This window comes from Iodobacter sp. BJB302, from assembly GCF_002735645.1.
In the GTDB taxonomy this organism is placed as follows: domain Bacteria; phylum Pseudomonadota; class Gammaproteobacteria; order Burkholderiales; family Chitinibacteraceae; genus Iodobacter.
The window spans coordinates 14,893-34,085 of record NZ_PDZG01000038.1; the positions used below are offsets into that span (position 1 = coordinate 14,893).

Below are 19,193 nucleotides of genomic sequence, written 5' to 3' on the forward strand. Positions count from 1 at the left end.
ATTTTTTATCAATTGATTAGTTTTTCCTTGCTTTAATCTGCTCGCTGCTCTGGCAGGGTTAGTCTTAATCGAAACAAAAAAAATTTAAATCAATGAATTGATAAAATGGTGAATTACCATGCATTAAATACATCTATTTTTTTAACAATAATCAACCAAATTATTTCTCAAATTTATACAAACAAAATACTACAAGTAACAATATACTAAAAGATACATTTTTAACTACCAACCCTACACCAGATGACATACTTACAAAAAAGAAAATAACTGGCCAGTAAACAATTAACCCGCATTCATCAGCAAGTAATTTAATCATTTTCCAAGAAAAATAAAATAAAATAAGACTAATAATTAACCCATAAGTTAGCAGCATGCCCACCCAAAATATTTCAATGCCATAAATAGTGCCATAGGCCACTTGGCGCGTCCCGAGGGATCTATAGATATCACCTAAAAACAACTCAAGATTTGATACATCCGCTAATATTTGCATTGCTAAAACACGAGTATAACCACTACCATTATCATATTCTATACGATCAATTAACTGATCAAACATCCCCATTTGAAACGCCACAATTAAAGCAATCACTACAGCCGTAATTGCCAGTTTAATTTTAATTATATTAAAATAATTACTACCTTTACCCATAAGCTCCAGCCAGAAACGCACCAAGCTCATCAAGCCCACAAACACAAAAGCCATAGCAATACTGGTACGTCCGCCTAAAAGTGGCATTGCTAATAAACAGTGCAGCATAGTGAAATACTGCAAACGGCTTGCTTGCTTAAAACAGATCAAAGAAAAACTAGCCACTACATATAGAGCACAAATTAAAGTCGATGCCAGAGGGTGACCAAATAAACCAGATGCACGCATTTCACCCCAATCGCGCATATCTACAATCTCACCAGAGCCTGTGTAATCAATTAGCACAGCTGGTATTAGCGGAGTACCTGTTTTATATTCGATAATTGCCATGACAGTATTAATAAGCAGCAAACCATGCATTAAGTAGGATAAATATTTTATTTGCGTATTTTTTAATTGAAGTAATAACACCAACAACAGCCCTGGAGTAAACCAACTGACAATCAAACCTGATACAGGCAAGCCCAAGACTACCTGGGTATACACAATTGAGATAAAACAAACAAAGAGATAAGGAAAAACACCCAATTTAAAGATACTGTAACTTATTTTTTCTTCACCCTGGGGATAGGCCAAAAAAGCCAGTAACGTTAAAATAAGCGTGAGCGTAGAGGGATGAATTTTTTCTAAAGCATTGCCCCCATCACCGGCATAGTTATAGCCAAATATAGCCAGCATATCGCCGGATGCGCCCAATAAAAGTAGTATGGAAATAAACAACAGAATATATGACCATTTAGGTAACCCCTGTTGCTCTTCCACATTTAACATGGAAGCATTATAGGTATTACGCGTAAGTTTTTCTGTCATTATTATTTATGCCTAAAATAGTGCTGCAAGCGGCGACGATATACAAAAGCCAAAACAGCGGCATAGGCCAGCATGCCCAGCATAATATCGCTAACTAAATTTAATTTTATATCTTCTAATTCTGGTTTAAGAGATATAGCTGCCGCCATAACCAGAGTAGCAATAACTATTTTGCACGCATCTTTTCCTGGAAAAAGTAACTCACGGCGACTTAGCAAATGAATTAGCAAAAAAATAACAACAACAATCCCAGCGATCACCATAGAAATAACACCTCCAACCAATCCTAGATATTTAATTAACGGGAATGATAATACTAAAGTAAGTACCGCCAAGCTACCATCAACAAAAATCAAGGGGCGAGTATTTTTAGTTATTAGAAAATAGTGGTTTAAATAATGATAAATAAACGAATACAAGCCACCACTAAGCAATGCCCAAGGCAAAATTTCTAAGGTTACTTTTTGAAATTTTATGGCTACTGCCAATTTCACTAAATCTGGACTTACTAAATATAATCCAATGAGTGAAGGCAAAACTACGGCCAAAAGTAGTGCGCAATTATTTGCTAGCTGTTGCATTCCTGCTGTAATTCCAGATTCCTGCATACATCTAATGGCAATTGGCAGTGAAGCGGCTCCAACTAACATAGCCGCTAGTGAAGCTGCACGCTGCCCCAGCCCAAAGCCCACCGCAAAATCGCCTGCGGCAGCAACACCTAAATTATGATCAATTATATAGCGTGATAAATTAACTGCAGCCCATCCTAAAGCACCAGAGAAAACAAGGGGAAAGCTATAATTGATAGCTTGCTTTATTATTAATGGATTAATTTCCCATTCAAGCAATGCTGATTTATTGCGAAAAAAAGAATACAAAAGACCAATTGATTCACCAAGCATATACCCAAGTAAAGGGTATGCAGGGTTATCGCCATATACTTTTAATAGAATTATACCAAAACTCAAACCAAAAACAGGTCCAACAATTGAAAGTAAATTATAATCTAGAGTATTAGAACGAGCGGCAGCAATATTAATATTGTGCAAGTTGATATTTCTAAAAATAACAAACAAGACCACAGAAACAATCAACAAGCTATCTGGATTTGAAACAACAAACTGTACAAGAAAAGTGTATGCACACAGACATTGTATTAAAGAGGAGAATAACAATACACAATTTGATGTTGATTGAAATCCTGATCCGATACTATTTGTTTCACCAAGAAAACGAAGTGCATAATGTGACCACCAGGCTAGAAAAATAGTCCGAATAAGCTCCTGTTGACCTGAAATCAAAGTCACAACGCCAATTGTTTGTGAACTAGCTATGTGAGTCCAAATAATAATTGATAAAAATTGAGCAAGCGGCCCAAGTAGTTGCGCCGGTAAAAATTGGAGTGTTTTTTTAATTAGCATCTAAAAAAATCATCATTAATTATTCACTTAAATAAAAATGTTTAGTAAAAAAATTTCGAGATGAGAAATAAATTCAAAAAATTGAAGGCACTGATTTATTCATTTTTTCCAACCAAACACTAATAGTACACCTACTTATCAATTAAGTAATTTCCTAAAATAGGACTGCATTGGAAATTCAAAATATTTATATATGAAATACGAACAAAAAAAAGTAATAAAAATAAAGAATAAAAAAAACACATTACTGTAGAATGGAATTTCTTTTTTATAAAGAATACAAAACAAAACAATTACAAGCTGTATCGGATAATGAATAAGATAGCTTGAATAAGTCATATTCCCAGCAATTTCAACCCCCTTAGACATACGAGGATGAATCACATAATTGCCAGACAAAATAAATAAAACCATCGGTAAGTATAACAATAAGAATATAAAATTCCTTGATTGTGAATCAAAAAAATTCATTTTACTGAATATAAATGGCACAATAAGTACATATATGCAAGAAATAACATACGAAACATTACGTCCCCCATAGCTATCTAATTTTCGAACAATAATTGCGGTCAACCCACCTGTGTAAAAAAATGCCAGACATAAAAATATCGAGGAATGAACTTTAATAATGGTCGATAAACCACACAATAATATTATTGCAACATTTACCCAAGCAGATGGTCCAAATGCTCTTAGCACGAAATAAAAAACGAAATAAACAAATACCTCTACTGATACGGACCAAATCGGCCCATTAAAACTACTACCACTTTCAAATCCCCAATTGCTAGCCATTACCAACTGAAGAATAAAATGAAATGAATCATTATTCTTATATATAAAATACTCGCCACTTTTCATAAAATATATAAGTTGCAAAATAAAAACAAAAATTAAAGTAGCAAAATGAAGTGGGTAAATTCTAGCAAATCTTAAAATAAAAAACATTTTTCCAGTTATTTTTTTCCCTGTCAACAAATCTCTATATTTCCAAAAAAATATATAACCACTCAGCCCCCAAAATATCTGAACAGCATAAAAACCATAATTATATAAAAAACTTAGTAAACCATAAAATGGCTGCCGATTTATAATAAAAATAGAAGAGCTACTTGTCATACTAGAAAAATGCTGATAATGCCAAATCAAAACAGAGAAAGCAGCAATAAACCTTAATACTTCCAAACCTAATAACTTATTATTTTTTTGCATAAATCCTACTATTTAACCTAGAAATATTTAATCAATAACAAAGATAACTACAATACCCCTGAGTTAACTAAAATCGACAAATATCAACATGACATTTATAGAGTTTATTAATCTGAGTACTCGCCTTAAATGGCGCTACTTCAGCATTCACCTGTTCTGCTAATAATTTACCAGTTTGTATATTCTGCCAGTACGTAAGCAAGGAATTGGCTAATTCTTCTACCCGCTCTGCACTGTCATCATTTTCAGCCAACACGGTGCCGCTTCTTTGTGCTTTTAATACCATATTCATTTGCGGCAGATGCAGTGAGCACACCGGCCGCCCGGCGCAAAGCGCCTCTAAAACATAAACCGGCATTCCTTCAAATGTAGAAGTCACCAATCCTAAATGCCACAGGGGCCATAATTGAGAAATTTGAGCCGCAGTTTTAAAACCATGCAGAGTGCTGATATCTTTAATTGCATTAAATTCAGGAAAAACAGCCGGATCAGCAGCGCCCACATAATGAAAATGCGCACCAGTTGGAGATAATTCATTAAGCCGTTTAATCACATTAAACATCATACCCGGGCGCTTAAAATGATCCAGACGGCCTACAAACGCTAATTGCACCGGACCATTTAAATTTAAATATTCTGTAGGTTTAAATATACGATCATCCACGCTAACGGTCATAAACTCCGTCTTTTCTGCTGCACCAGCAATTTGTGTCTTAATTCTTTCTGTCTGCTCTTTATTTACTGAATACACATGCGCAGCATACTTCACGGCATGCCGCTCATTAAAATGGTGAATATAAGGGTACTTTGCCAGCAATGAATCCATAGGCTGATCTGGTTTCATATCACCGTGCGTTGTAAGCACATAAGGACAGCCAATAAGCTGGCACAGCCAGGCATATTCATAGCGCTGAATATCAATAGATGTCGGCATTTCACGGCTAATTGCACGTATTTTGCGTAAAAACTTAATAACACTTTTGAAAAAGTTTAAAGTTAATGATTGTGTCAGTTTTTTTGCAACACTATTGGCAATTTTCTGATTACAGTGCATTACAGGCATAAACCAATAGCTGCATTCATTTTCAGTAATTTCAACAAGCTCACCTAGTGCTAATTTTCCTGAATCATCAACTCCGATTAAAATAATTCGAGTTCCTTCGGGCTGATAGCGAAGGACTTGACGAACATGCGTTTCAATCCCTCCTACTTTACTGCCAAATGGATCAAGTGCATGCAGTGAAATAATCGTATTTTTATACAGAGGAAGGTCAAATTTCATAATGTAGATTTTTCACTTTATGATTAAACAGTGTGGTCAAGGCAATGCATAAACAATTCTCCTGTTTCTTTAGCTGCTTTCTCCCAGCTGAAACGTGCAGCATTTTTTTTAGCTTTGGCTGATATCTCAGAAAACAGCTGGTCATCTTCATACAAACGCTGCATACAATCAGCCATTGCCTCTGCATCACCTTCAGGAAAATATAATGCCCCCTCTCCTGCAACCTCTCTCAGAACTGGAATGTCAGATGCAATGACAGGAAGCCCAAAAGATTGGGCCTCAACAATAGGTAAACCAAAACCTTCAAAATGTGAAGGAAATGCCAGATAGCGGGCACTTGCATATAAATGCCCTAGTTTTTCTGCTGAAACATAGCCCAATGATAATGGGCAAATTCCATTTTTTAATTCTGCAGCGTGTGCAGCAAAGCGCCCCTGATCATCACTACCTACATGGTAAACAGGCAAATGAATACCTTTATTATTCAGATACGTCATTGCCGCAACTAAAGTCTTAGACCCTTTATTAGGGGATAAATTAGCGACAAACAAACCTGACTTTTCAGTTGATCGCTCTGGATGAATATCAGGCAATCCCAGACAAGATGCTTCATGAATCACTTGTGTTTTTTTAACTAATTTCGGGTGAAAGCGGTGTATATCATTTTTAGTATTATCAGATACACAAATGATTGCATCTGCCACCTGACCTGCTAATGGAAAAAAAATATTCCAGGCCAAACGGTGGTGCCATTTATACGATTTTGGAGACACATCAAAATACAGATCATGTGCAACAAATACTTTCTTTGCATTACCACGTGTTCCACCAACAGGATTACAGTTAAAAACCAAATCAATACCGGATTCAGATATTATTTTTGGTAAGATTACATTTTGATTCAGTATGTTTTTAGGTTGAGACTTAATATATTTCCGTTTAATTATTCTAATATTCGAAGTAGCAATATCTGCAGGTAAATTTTCCCTGTCCCAGCAAGTAAGCAGCAGCAGCTCGAACCGATCCTGTTTAATCAAAGCCGACAAAACACCGAATAAATAATTACTAATACCTGATAATTTGTTAGCCGGTTCAAGCAAATGATTGATCAGAATTTTTTTTTTCATATAACTCAGCTAGAAAATAAATTTAAGATATTTTTTTGTACAAAAAGTTAATAGTATTAAAATCAACATCAGTGCAATTTGCAATACAATGCGATAACTTACCAATCCTGAATTATTGGAAATCATAATTGCGAGTGGATGTATCAAAAATATAACAGCAGATAAATCACGAAGCAGCCTTGTCTTTTTATTATCAATTTCCAAAACATAAACTAAGCATGCAATTAACAATAGCGGAACAAAAACCATATTACTAAAAAGTAAATCTCTTGTAAAAGATTGATTAACAATCAAAAATGGTTGCAATGCTGCTTCTGCAACAACCAGTGCGAAACTAAAGAACAACATCAGCATTGCTATTTTTTTATCAATTCTATTTTTTAAATTATACTTATTTATAACCCAGCCAAAATACAAATATGGCAAAGCAAAAAATAAAAAACTTCTGGTAAAATAATCATGCGAAATCAAACGCCCCACCAGTAAATTATCTATATTTGCAATACTTCGTTCATACTGTATTAACACACCAGATATCGCAATAACAACAACCATCACAAAGCTGTGCTTCCATTCTTTAATTGCGTATAACACCCCGCCCCCCAATAGTAATGCCATCAAATACCATAGATGCCAATATCCAAAAACATATGTAAATACTGTTTTATTAAAATAGAAAGGAAAATATACCGCCATCCAAAATATATAAATTAACAACACCCCTTTACACCACCTATATAAATCAGCGGCTGTTTTGACATTATTAAAAAAATAATAACCTGTCACTATAAAGAAAAAAGGAACACCAATTCTAAATATTCCATTCTCTAAAACAGAATGGAAAACCGGGCTAAAATTCTGGGCAACACCGGAATGCAAGCAATAGATCAATATAGCGCAGATTAATTTTGCAAGGTCAATACTACTGTTTCTGATCATTCAGCCAACACTCTGTAAAAAGAAAGCTCTTGATCCTGCAAAGCTTGCTTATTCCACATTTCAATAGCATTTTGTGCGTATGCAGCGGACTCTTCAAATATCTGGTCATTTATAAGCTTTTCTACAATCGCCTGGCATGCTGCAGCAGCATTACTATTGCTAATTAATATTGATTTGGTATTTGTAGTTACTTCCTTAAATACCGGAATATCTGATGCAATAATTGGTATGCCACTATACAAAACCTCCAACAATGGCAAACCCAAGCCTTCATCAAGTGACGTGCAAAGAAAAAGATGACTAGTGTCAAGCAAATCCCGCAATTCATTTATTGACAGATAGCCATGATATTTTATGTGAGGGTATGGCTTTAGCGTTTCCAGCACATTGCCCCAACCTTCACGTCCAGAAATATGCAACTCTACGGGTCTTCCTAATTGAGCTGACAATTGCTGAGTCATTTGAGCAGCAAAAAGATAATTTTTGCGTGGCTCTAATGTGCCAAGCATCATCATTTTCAACGGCGCATTACCTGCAGGCAGGCTGCGATCTTTAAAATTTAAGCTGAATACATTTTCTGCTCTGGGCCTTAATTTATAAATTTTGGCATCAGGGCGTGTAACTCTTGCTAAATTATCTGCAGTAGTCTGTGAATTCACAAAAAACATTTTTAAGTTTTTAATAGCATAAATAAAAGATGGCCGCATATACAGCCTCGCCCGGATATTCAGCTCTTCAGGGCGTTCCAGCAAAAATAAATCATGAATATAAGGCACAACTCTTTTACCAAACAACATACTGATTAATATGCTGGGCGGAAACCCCGGAAACAATATTTGTGCTTGCGGATTTTTGCGTGCCAGTAAAGGAATATCCAGCCACTGTGCTTTAATCATACCTAATGCAGTTGCTGGCTTAGTATGCAGTACATTAAATTTCTTTAATGCTGAAGGCGAAAACAACTCTTCGGAAATACGCTCAATACCAGTTATTTTTCGGCCCATATGAGAGAAATCGACAATTAAGCCGGGGTTATCTGAATTTTTAGCCTTCATTACTTATTCTCATAGCCCAATTTACGCTGATTCAGCATTTCTTTACCCGCATAATAAAAAAATTTCCACGAGTTAATCAAATAACGTTTTGCTAAACGACTTGGCTCGCAGCCGAGCCGCCATAACCACTCAAAACCATTTTTTTGCATCCATACAGGCGCTCTGGTCATATTTTCACTAAAAAATTCAATTGCAGCGCCAAAACAGAATACGTGCATATTTTCAATGCTATCTCTGTGAAGATAAGCCCAGATTTCTGATTTTGGAGCACCAACTCCCATATACAGGTGAGTACATTGCACTGATTTTAATTTTTCAATAAATAAATTTGAAAAATCATCATTTTTTTCAAAACCGAATGGTGGCACTTCAACCAGAAACTCTAACTCATTAAAACCATGCTTTTTAAGCCATAAAGTTAAAAAATACTGAGTAAACTCTGTAGCAACCATAAAACATGGTCTGTGTTTTTCCGGGTGCATAGCCTGCATTAATTTAGGAAATAAATCTGCGCCAGTTACCCGCTCAGGTATTTTCACGCCAACTAGCGATAAAAACCGTTCTACAGGAAAGCCATCAACAGTTAACAGCCATGCGGAGTGACAAGCTTCTCTGTAGACAGGATTATTATGAAGAGTAACGATGTGATCAACATTAGGGGTAATTAAAAGGCGAGAAGGAAAATGATTTCCAATTTCATTACATGTCGCCGTTTTAACAACTTCCTCCAGCGTTAACATACTAAAATTCAAACCAAATACTGCCTTACTTTTTATCAAATTTACACCAGAGGTATTTTGCATTTTTTAAGAGTCCATCTGTATTAAAGTTCAATTTACTTACTACTAATTTCACCACATTGTGAAAATACTTTTTTAGTAAGCATTTTTATTGATAAATCCTTTAAAGACAGTCAAAAACACAATTTTTAAATCCAGATACAAAGACCAGTTTTCTAAATAATGTAAATCGTAATTAACGCGTGCTTCCATTTTATCCAGCGTATCGGTTTCGCCGCGCAGGCCGTTGATTTGTGCCCAGCCGGTAATGCCGGGTTTCATTTTGTGGCGCAGCATATAGCGGGGGATCAGCTCTTTATAATGATGATTATGTTGCACGGCGTGGGGCCTTGGGCCTACTACACTCATGCGTCCTTGCAATACATTAATAAATTGTGGCAATTCATCCAGGCTGGTACGGCGTAAAAAGGGGCCAATGGGGGTGAATCTGCTGTCGTTTTTTTGTGCCTGGGTCACAATATTTTTGTCTTCGCTGTGCACTTTCATACTGCGAAATTTATATACTTTTATTTCTTCGCCATTCCAGCCATGGCGGCGCTGCCTGAAGAATACCGGGCCGGGCGAGGTGATTTTGACTGCAATGGCAATGCCAAGTAATACAGGGCTGATCAGAATAAGGATCAGGCTGGCCAGTAAATAGTCTTCTATTCTTTTAATCAGCTTATTTGTGCCGCCCAGCGATGATGCAGAGATATCCAGCATGGGCATGCCCATGATAAAAGTAATGCCGTGATTCATAATTTTATAAGTCAGCATATCCGGCACCACGCGGATATCGGCCGCGCTGTAGCGCAATGCGTGCAACACTTTGGGGATAAGCGCGGTATCGTTTACGCCAAGGTTAATCCACACCTCATCAAAATCATTATCTGCGGCTAGTTTTTCAACAAGATCTAATGAATGCGCGTTGACTACCTTGCGGATCTGATAGCCGCTCCACGATGATCGCTTTGCGCGCCTTTTCAGATCTGCGCTCATCGGACCTGTGCCCACCAGTAATACATCTTTGGTGTTGTAGCCTTTTTTGCTTAACCAGCGCATACCCAGCAAGACCAGTGAGCGCTCCAGTACCAGGCTGATCAGCATCAGCACCATCCATGTGCCTGTAAATAGCCTGGAATAAGCATCTGCACTTTTAGAAAAGAACAGCCAGGCCACCAGCAAGCCGCAAGACACCAGCCATGTCAGCTTTACCCTGCCCAGCATGGCCAGCCAGCTGCCACCGCGAAACGATTTGTAAACGGCAGATGAGCAGCCCGCCACCATCAGGCTGGTTGCCAATACCAGGGTGGCGTAATTGCCATCCAGATCTTCAGTACCAAAACGCCATCTTGCCGCTGTAAACGCGCTGATCCAGACTGCTGCAATGTCTAATAATAAAATCAGCGTACTTAATAATGGTGATCCGTTTCTTGTTGCATTCGCCCGCATTATTTCTATCCAGCCTGCGTATTAATTAATACACTTAATTATTGTTTTAATTGATTTTTTTCATAAAAAACAACCATGCAAAAATAAACTTACAGCAAATTCTTACAATTTAAGAGAAGCATTATTTAGTGATTACCCACGACAAAACAACAGGCGAATTTATACCACCGATGATCTGGAATTTTAATAAATTAGTATTTGCTAATAATGAATTATTTTAATTAGTGCATATATTAGCAACAGCTGTTTTTTGGTTTATTACTTTTGCGGAATATATCACATAAATGTTTCACTTTTAAGCAAACAACACTTTATCTTTAAATAATATAAATTCAATTGACAATAGCGCGGCCAGTGCATATTCTCGCGAAATACATAATCCTAATTTTATGAAGGTTTAGCGTAATGAAACTTAAATTACCCGTACTCGCTTTAGCTTTATCAGCGGTGATGAGCGTAGCGGCTTACGCTGCTTTTGAAAAAGGCATGCCTGCTAATCAGGTTGAGCCATCCGTGGCAGAAATGAAAACCGCAGGAAAGAATGCAACAGAGATTATTAAATCTGGTTTAGCCAGTGATGTGACAGCTCCAAATCTGGCGGTTGCATTACTTAATCAGCGTTTTACGTGCCTGCACGTTGCTGAAGGTATGAGCAAAAACGGTGTTGCACCTGCAATCATCCTGCCTACCCTGCTTGGTGCTTTATGCACCCCCCCAGAAATCACAGGTGGTCTGCTGGCAGCAGGTATTAATCAGACAGATATTGTGGCTGCTGCGGTGCAAAATGGCTTAGACCCGGCGACATTTACAGCTGCAACGGCTGCTGGTCCTGCAGGTGGTACACCAGGGAATACGATTGCTACGAATGCTGGCGCGCCAGTCCTCACCAGCGCAGCGGCCCCAACGCTCAGCGGTGGTGGCACTTCTGCTGTTTCACGCAACTAATTAAGCATGCATTTGCAATGCTAAGAAGATGCCTGCGGGCATCTTCTTTTTTTATCTGTTCTTTGCAAGCTATTGGCCCGTTATTTCAGGCCTTGTCATTAGCCGCTATTGCGCCAGATTGGTTTTTTATCTGCACCCCAATCTATAAATTGAGCCTTGTTTTTAATGATAAATATTTTAGATTCCCGCCGTGATGAGCCTTTATTCTGGCTTTTAATTGCACAGATTTGCTGGGCGCCTTTGCCACTGGCCAGTAATCGCACTTGGGCACTGGGTATTTTGCTCTGTATGAGTTTAGTGCTTTGGTTTAGTGCAGCCTTGCGCTACCGTGGCCACTGGCCTCTGGTCATTGATCGCTTAAAACTATTTGCACTGCCTTTAGGTGTATTACTGGCGCTATTGTGCTGGACCCTGTTGCAAGCCACGCCTTTGCCCTTAGGGCTTATTCAATTCTTATCGCCCAATGCGGCGCAGATATGGCAAAACATTGCGCCTGATGCCAATGCAACCTTATCGCTTAATGCAGCGCAAACCCAATTACAAGCAGCGCTGTGCTTTATTTATGGCAGTGCCTTTTTATTTACGGTATTGCTGGTGCGCTCTTCCCGGCGAATGATGGCCTTAGCCTATGCCCTTCTTTTTATGGCGCTTTTTCAGGCTTTATTAGGCGGTTTTTTATATTCTTTTAATGCGCAATACGAACTGTTTACCAGCGATGTTTTCCATGGCCGCATGTTGGGCACGTATGTTTACCACAACAATGCGGCAGGTATGCTGGCCATGTGTTTATCTGTGGGTATTGGTTTATTTATTGTGCAATTAGAAAAAAACACCGGCAGCCAGCATAAAAAATGGGCGGTTAATTTGCTTGATTTTATGCTGAGCAAAAAAATGCTGCTGCGTCTGGGGCTGGTGATTTTGGTGATTGCACTGGTGATGACCCGATCCCGCATGGGAAATGCAGGCTTTTTTACGGCCATGCTTTTAAGCCTGGCTTTATATGCCGTATTTAGCCCAAAGGTACGTAAAGTTATTTTTGTCTTGTTAATCAGCCTGGTGCTGATTGATATCTGGATACTTGGCCAGTGGGTGGGGCTGGATAAAGTAGTAGACCGGCTGGAGGCTACCCAGCTGAATAATTCAGCCAAAGCCGCCGTCATCAGCAAGGCGCAGCAAGCCGGGGCAAACTCGCTTAATTTTGTGCAGCCCCATATCGAGGAATCGGTAGAAGAGCGCACCCTGCCTGTAGCTTATGCCCAACGCGCTGTGGGCGATTATTTCTGGACAGGATCAGGCGCGGGGACGTTTTATTCTATTTTCCCCCAATACCGCCCTGCTAACTCCAAAGGTTATTACGATCATGCCCACAATGATTATGTAGAGATTCTGACGGATTACGGCGTAATTGGCGCAAGCCTTTTTGCTATTTTAGCGCTCTCTGCGCTGTGGCAAATTATCACCACAATTAAAATTCGCAAACACCCGGTGGCCCGTGGCATTGCCCTTGGCGTACTGATGGCGATGCTGGAAATCTTTTTGCACAGCCTGGTGGATTTCAATTTACAAATCCCCGCCAATGCCCTGCTCTTTACCGTGATTGTTGCCTTAGGCTGGAGCACGGCGCAGGTAGATAAACAAACCCGGCCTGTTTAAATGCCAGCACCACAGGAGCGGCCGCAGCCGCTCCTGCACAGCGCCCACCCAATAGCCCACAACAGAGAATCTGCATGTCACTCAGGCTTAAATTTTTAATCGGCTTAACGTTATTGTTCACCCTGTTAATGATCGGCCTGTTTGCCGAGCGCGTGCACAGCACCCGGCTGTATGTAGAAGCGCAGCTGGCCTCTACAGCCCAGGATGCGGCTACCTCGCTGGTTTATCCAATATCACGCGCACTGGGTAAAAACGATGTGGTTCTGGCAGAAACAGCGATTAAATCCTTGCTGGACAGAGCTTATTTTCAGCGCATCGAGATTGTGGCTTTAAGCGGTAAAACCATGGCCAAAATGGAGCAGGCCAAGCCAATTGCGGGTGTGCCTGCCTGGTTTATAAAGTGGCAGCATTTAGACCCAGCCCCAGGTACGGCACTGCTGAGCGATGGCTGGCGCCAGCTTGGGCGGGTGGTGGTGATCAGCGAGCCTGCGCTGGCTTACAAGCAGCTTTGGGATGTGCTGACCCATACGCTGGCTTTATTGCTGGCGGCCTATGTGATCAGCCTGCTGGTGATGAACTTTTTAGTACGCATTTTGCTGCAGCCGCTCAGCGCCATTGAAAAATCGGCCAACGAGGTGCAGGAGCGCGAATTTAACCCTATCAAACACCTGCCCGATACCCGCGAATTTCGCCGGGTTGTGCTGGCTTTTAATGTGATGATTGAGCGGGTACGGCAGTTTTTAAGCATTGAGCAGCAACGTGCCGAGGAATACCGCCATCAGGCTTTTACCGATACCACCACCGGCCTGGATAATCGCCGTAATTTAGATTTACGCCTTGATGGCTTACTTAAAAAATTGCCGCAAGACAGCATCGGGGCCGCATTTGCCATTCAGCTGGAAGACTTAAGCGAATTTAATAACCGTGAGGGCTATCAGAAAGGCGACGCAATTCTTAAGCAGGTGGCGCATGTATTACTGGAAAAAATGGCCCAGCAAAGCCCGCTGATTGCCCGGCTGAACGGCACCACTTTGTTTGCCCTGCACTTTAATCTGAGCAGCGGGCAAATTGATCAGATGGGCGATCAGATTTTAGCCAGCCTTAAAGAAATCACCGCCACGCTGGAGCGCCCTTTGCAATATGGCGTGGCGATTGTAGATTTTGAACATGGCACGCTTAAATCCAAATTGCTTTCTACCACCGATTTAGCCCTGCAACAGGCGCTGTTTAATGGCGGCGAATCACGCCAGCGTATGTCGGCTAATGAATCATCGAATCAATTGCCTAATGGCTCGCAACAATGGCGCGAAGTATTGCAGGCCGCTATTTTGGATAAAAGCTGGGGTATTCAGGCGCAATCGGTACAAAATATTGCAGATAAACAAATCGTGCATCAGGAGCTGACCGCCCGCCTGCGTCATCAGGATGGCCCATGGATCAGTGCAGGCCTCTTTATGCCCATGGCGGCAAGACATGGTTTATTGCAGGCCGCCGAGCAATCTTTATTTGATTTAGCCATCAGCAAATTAGAAAACGCCGCCACTTTGCAGGGCCAGTCTATTGCGCTGAATGCAGGTTTATTAGGCGCGCTGGGCAGCTTAACCGGGCAGGATGAATTTGTGGCCCGCTTAAATAAGCTTAAAAAACACGCTGCCCGTATTTCTTTTGAAGTACCAGAGCATCAATTAATTGCAGCGCCAGAATTAGCCAGACGCTTTGCCCGGCTGCTGCGTGATGCGGGCTTTGGCTTTGGGATTGATCAGTATGGTTTTGCGGCCTCTGCCGCCGCTTTGATCCGTGAATTAAAACCCAATTATGTGAAGATAGACCGCCGCTTAATCAGCGATATGGCCGTGCATAAAGACACCAAAGAAATGATTCTGTCGCTGATCCAGGTAGCCGAATCGCTGAATATCACCACCATTGCCCAGGGCATTGAAAGCGAATCACAGCTGGCTTTACTAGAATCCATGAAAATCACCGCCATGCAGGGCTATCTGATTGGCAGGCCGGAGGAAGTTATTTAATCAATAGCGGGGCAAGCTGGCTGCGGTGTGGAATGCACTTTTTATTCCTACACTAGGGTCTGTTGACGTTTCATTCGCAATTGCGCTGAGCCGGAAAACGGCCAGGCACAAGGCATGCGACGAAGGCAATAACAAGTTATTTCCGAGGAGCATAACGCAGTGAATGGCCGTTTTCCGTCTCAGCCCTTCGGGTGGGCTACAGTTTTGGGGCTGCACGGCGTTAAAAGATGCTCATGGTACTCGTACCATGTCGCGTCTTTTGCCTTGTTCAGCCCCAAAACTGCAGCCAACGCAGCCGTGAATGAAACGTCAGCAGACCCTGATAGTCAGCCATCACACCTGAGGCAGCTTATGCCCCTCTTTAAGCGACTCTTGCCTGCTTTATTGATCAGCCCTTGCATCCATGCTGCAGAGTTTTCTATTCAGCCCGCAGTGGCCACGCTGCATTACCAGGCTGAAGAGCATAATCAGATTGGCACGGTCATCAATCAGGAATCCGGCCATCTGCCGCAGTTTGAGATCAGCATGCAGGCCAAAGAAGCGCCTTGGCTGATTAAAATTGATTATTCCCGTGCAGAGGGCGATGTGAATTATCAGGGCTATACCCAAATGGGCATCCCGCTGACTACCCGCACCGAGCTGAATATAGAAAGCTGGCAAGCCTTGCTGGGCTATCAGTGGCAGGTTGCGGATCAGCAGCAAATTACGTTGGGCGCAGGCCTGAATGGCTTGCAAATTGACCGGCATATCTTGCCCGCGCTGGGGTCTTTGCCGCTCAATGAAACACTTAACAGCCAGCGCTTTGTTTTAAGCCTGAGCTGGCAGTGGCAAATGGATGCGCTGCCTGTGGCGCTGAATACTCAGCTGGATATCCTGCCTCAGCATCAAAACCGCCTGACAGTTGATACACAAGGCCTGTACGACACCATAGAGCTGGATACAGATCAGCATACCGATTGGCGCTGGGCGCTGGATGCAGAGTGGCGCTGCACTCCAAATGCAAGGCTGGGTATTGGGTTGGCGTATCAAAGCTATCAGCCCGGCAGCAGCCAGCAAGGCATACTGAAACGCAATGGCCTTGCCGCCGCCACGGTTCGCTATCCTGGCAGCGATCAGCGCTTGTTAGTCCTTAAAAGCTTTTTTAGCTGGCACTTTTAACCCAGCGGCGCAGAGTAATCGACTAACGTTATTTTCCTGCGGGTTTATCTATTTGCTTCTTGAATTTTTTTCCTTATTTGCTTGACTGCCTGAGCAAGTATTTGTCTCTGTCTCTGAGCCCAAAGGAAAAAATCATGACGAAAGACTTAAAAGTATTACTGATTGCAAGTGCTGTAAGTGCCACACTGGCCGCTTGCGGTGGCGGAGGCTCAAGCAGCACGACGGCTGCGACTACTCCGGCGTCTTCCACAACAACACCTACCCCCACACCCAATCCATCATCCGGCACCGTGCCTGCTCCTAATGCGGCAGCAACCACCGTACTGGACTCCAGCCAGTCAGAGGCCAATAAACTCTCCACCGAGGCTACTGATGGCCTGAGTGCAGCCCAATCAGCCGCGGCAGGCACCGGGGTGAAAGGCCCGCTGGGGGTTGAAATTGGCAGCCTGCCTACCGGGATCAGCAGCAGTATCAGCTGCTCGCTCTTTGGCTCTGGCGGCTCGGGCAGTATCAGCTACGATATCCCCACCACCGGCATCGCCGCCGGAACCGTACTGACCTACACCTATAACCAGTGCAACATTAACGGTTTGGCCACTTATAACGGTACTTTCTCGCTGACTTATAACCGATACGTAAGCCCAAGCGATTTTTCCTACACCTCCAAATACACCAACTTTACGGTGAACGGAAATGGCTTTACCAACCAGGCTATTAATGGCTCATCAACTTGCGATTTTAGCAAAGGGGCAATGTCCTGCTATTACAGCGATGGCACACGGGGCTGGAGCAGTAATCTGACTTACAGCAATGGCACAGTAAACGGCAGTTATGCAGTCAACTACGGTACAGGCACCATTCAAGTGAAATACACCAACTTTAACGCCACCAGCGGCAGCTGCGAAATCACTGGCGCTAATGGCAGTAAAGCCCTTATCACCCGCACATCCGCCAAGCAATTTACCGTATCGATTACAGGCGCAAATGGCAGCAGCACCAGCTACACGGTGAATACCTGAAATAGATACTTGATAGAAACGAGGCACTGCTCAGGCCATTCTTGCAACTTATGCAAACTGATGTGATTCCCATGAGCCGCTTTAGCCACTCATGGGGAGCAGATCTTTAAGCGGACAGGATGGCCTGCTCAGGGGCCTCGATTTTTATTTCACAGATTGAATAACATTTTGTGGCCTTGCCTGCAGAAGTCGTGGCATTTGCAGGACAGGTGCAATTTCATTAGCGCTAAGCAATTTGTTTTCTATTCGAAAACAGCGAAAAAAAACCATCACCACGCTCTCTGCATAGGGCTTTAAAGTACCCTTGAAACACGCCGGAGCGAGGAACAAGCGGGGCGGGGGCCTTCGTGTTTCGTAGGGTCGCCTTCTTTGCGTACTATGATTTCTGGCGAAGCAGAAATCACATACTTCGCGGGGATCCCGCACCAAAATCAACGTGCCGAAGGCACTATCTTTCTGACTTTGCTTAACCCGTACGGGGCGAAACCCGTACCTCACCCCAACTCACACTGCTCCAGCAGCCAATCCTTAAACACCCTCACCGGATAGGCATCGCGCTTGCTATGAGGGTGGACCAGATAATAGGCATTCCGGCTGGGCACGGGACGATCCACCGCCACCACCAGGCGCCCGCTGGCCAGCTCGTCCTGCACTAAAAATAGCGGCAGCACCGCCATGCCCAGCCCTGCCAGGGCCGCCTGAATCACCATATAAAACTGCTCAAACCTCGGGCCTTTTACTGCGTTGATGCTGGATTCCCCCACCGCTTCAAACCAATTAGCCCATGCATCGGGGCGTGTGCTGTGTTGCAATAAAGTAAAACTCATCAGATCACCGGGGCCTTTCAAACAGCGGCCAGCCAGCAGGCTGGGGGCACAAATTGGCACAGTCACTTCGTTCATCAAATGGTGGTATTCCACGCCGGGCCATGAGGTATCGCCAAAGTGAATCGCCACGTCGATTTCTTCTTTAGCAAAATCAAAAGGCTTTAAGCGCGTCAGCAAGTTAAGCTGGATTTCCGGGTAGCGGGTGGTAAAGCTCCCCAACCTGGGCACTAACCAGCGCGAGCCAAAGGTGGGCAGGATGGCTAAATTAAGCGCGCCGCTGGTGCCGCTGTACGCCATCAGGGCCAGCGTGGCCGCCTCTGCCCTGTCCAGCACATCCCGAATATCCCGCGCATAGGCTTCCCCCGCATCGGTCATCACTAAACGTTGCTTAATCCGATGAAAAAGCGCCCTGCCTAAGAATTCTTCCAGCAAACGGATCTGCCGGCTGACTGCGCTTTGCGTGATGTTTAATTCCTCGGCCGCACGGGTAAAACTAAGCTGCCGCGCTGCCGCATCAAAACACTGTAAAGCACCTAGGGATGGAAGAATACGCCGCATAGACTTCATGATTTTTAGGAATGATGTAATAAGAATACATCGCTTGAAGCCAATCGCAAATCGTCACAGACTGTGTAATGGAAAGCCTTGAAAAAGGCAGACCGAAAATACAAAGTTCGCGGGTTGCACCTGGCCTGCAAATGCATGGTTTTTGTAGCTTCAGCATCAGCGCTTTGTTTGTAAAAAATTAAAGAATATAACGGCAACAAAACACCACTGAAACATCGCACGGCGGGTGCAACCCGCATATTTTCATAGCCATGCACAGCAC

The 19,193-nt window shown here is 42.6% G+C and carries 15 protein-coding genes; 5 read left to right on the forward strand and 10 right to left on the reverse strand.

The genetic code is table 11. The features are described 5' to 3' along the window. Window positions 1-160: 160 nt before the first annotated feature. The 9 genes from CSQ88_RS13170 to CSQ88_RS13210 all read right to left on the reverse strand — a co-directional run bounded on the left by CSQ88_RS13170 (window position 161) and on the right by CSQ88_RS13210 (window position 10,735). The gene (locus tag CSQ88_RS13170) at window positions 161-1,465 is read right to left on the reverse strand and encodes a VpsF family polysaccharide biosynthesis protein (protein ID WP_099398556.1); all 1,305 of its coding nucleotides are present in this window, start codon (window positions 1,463-1,465) and stop codon (window positions 161-163) included. Window positions 1,466-1,467: 2 nt separating this feature from the next. Further along, a complete protein-coding gene (locus CSQ88_RS13175; RefSeq protein ID WP_099398557.1) occupies window positions 1,468-2,886 on the reverse strand; it encodes a polysaccharide biosynthesis C-terminal domain-containing protein in 1,419 nt (472 codons plus the stop codon). A gap of 138 nt (window positions 2,887-3,024) precedes the next feature. Further along, window positions 3,025-4,101, reverse strand: a complete 1,077-nt coding sequence (locus tag CSQ88_RS13180) for an acyltransferase (RefSeq protein ID WP_099398558.1) — start codon at window positions 4,099-4,101, stop codon at window positions 3,025-3,027. A 67-nt stretch (window positions 4,102-4,168) separates the two neighbouring features. Beyond that, window positions 4,169-5,383, reverse strand: coding sequence for a glycosyltransferase family 4 protein (locus CSQ88_RS13185; protein ID WP_099398559.1), 1,215 nt, complete (start codon window positions 5,381-5,383; stop codon window positions 4,169-4,171). A gap of 23 nt (window positions 5,384-5,406) precedes the next feature. Continuing rightward, window positions 5,407-6,510, reverse strand: a complete 1,104-nt coding sequence (locus CSQ88_RS13190) for a glycosyltransferase family 1 protein (protein WP_099398560.1) — start codon at window positions 6,508-6,510, stop codon at window positions 5,407-5,409. Between the two features lie 9 nt (window positions 6,511-6,519). Then, window positions 6,520-7,449, reverse strand: a complete 930-nt coding sequence (locus CSQ88_RS13195; protein ID WP_099398561.1) for an acyltransferase family protein — start codon at window positions 7,447-7,449, stop codon at window positions 6,520-6,522. Next, a complete protein-coding gene (locus CSQ88_RS13200; protein ID WP_099398562.1) occupies window positions 7,446-8,504 on the reverse strand; it encodes a glycosyltransferase in 1,059 nt (352 codons plus the stop codon). The genes CSQ88_RS13195 and CSQ88_RS13200 overlap by 4 nt, the downstream gene beginning before the upstream one ends. Continuing rightward, window positions 8,504-9,307, reverse strand: a complete 804-nt coding sequence (locus CSQ88_RS13205; RefSeq protein WP_099398563.1) for a WecB/TagA/CpsF family glycosyltransferase — start codon at window positions 9,305-9,307, stop codon at window positions 8,504-8,506. The genes CSQ88_RS13200 and CSQ88_RS13205 overlap by 1 nt, the downstream gene beginning before the upstream one ends. A gap of 72 nt (window positions 9,308-9,379) precedes the next feature. After that, window positions 9,380-10,735: an undecaprenyl-phosphate glucose phosphotransferase gene (locus CSQ88_RS13210; RefSeq protein ID WP_099398564.1), complete on the reverse strand. Its 1,356-nt coding sequence runs from the start codon at window positions 10,733-10,735 to the stop codon at window positions 9,380-9,382. A 405-nt stretch (window positions 10,736-11,140) separates the two neighbouring features. On the opposite strand from CSQ88_RS13210, the gene CSQ88_RS13215 reads away from it, so the two are divergent. From CSQ88_RS13215 to CSQ88_RS13235, 5 genes are all read left to right on the forward strand, one after another. Beyond that, on the forward strand, window positions 11,141-11,680 hold the full coding sequence (locus tag CSQ88_RS13215; protein ID WP_099398565.1) for a hypothetical protein: 540 nt from the start codon (window positions 11,141-11,143) through the stop codon (window positions 11,678-11,680). A gap of 165 nt (window positions 11,681-11,845) precedes the next feature. Continuing rightward, window positions 11,846-13,333 (forward strand): O-antigen ligase, encoded by a 1,488-nt coding sequence (locus CSQ88_RS13220; RefSeq protein WP_099398566.1) that lies wholly within the window; start codon window positions 11,846-11,848, stop codon window positions 13,331-13,333. 74 nt (window positions 13,334-13,407) lie between these two features. Next, the gene (locus CSQ88_RS13225; protein WP_099398567.1) at window positions 13,408-15,360 is read left to right on the forward strand and encodes an EAL domain-containing protein; all 1,953 of its coding nucleotides are present in this window, start codon (window positions 13,408-13,410) and stop codon (window positions 15,358-15,360) included. A 351-nt stretch (window positions 15,361-15,711) separates the two neighbouring features. Next, a complete protein-coding gene (locus CSQ88_RS13230; protein ID WP_099398568.1) occupies window positions 15,712-16,518 on the forward strand; it encodes a hypothetical protein in 807 nt (268 codons plus the stop codon). A gap of 134 nt (window positions 16,519-16,652) precedes the next feature. Then, complete coding sequence (locus tag CSQ88_RS13235; protein ID WP_099398569.1) at window positions 16,653-17,537, forward strand: hypothetical protein; 885 nt, start codon at window positions 16,653-16,655, stop codon at window positions 17,535-17,537. Between the two features lie 494 nt (window positions 17,538-18,031). Here CSQ88_RS13235 and gcvA read toward each other — a convergent pair whose 3' ends face one another. Continuing rightward, window positions 18,032-18,922: a transcriptional regulator GcvA gene (gene gcvA / locus CSQ88_RS13240; RefSeq protein WP_099398570.1), complete on the reverse strand. Its 891-nt coding sequence runs from the start codon at window positions 18,920-18,922 to the stop codon at window positions 18,032-18,034. Window positions 18,923-19,193 lie beyond the last annotated feature (271 nt).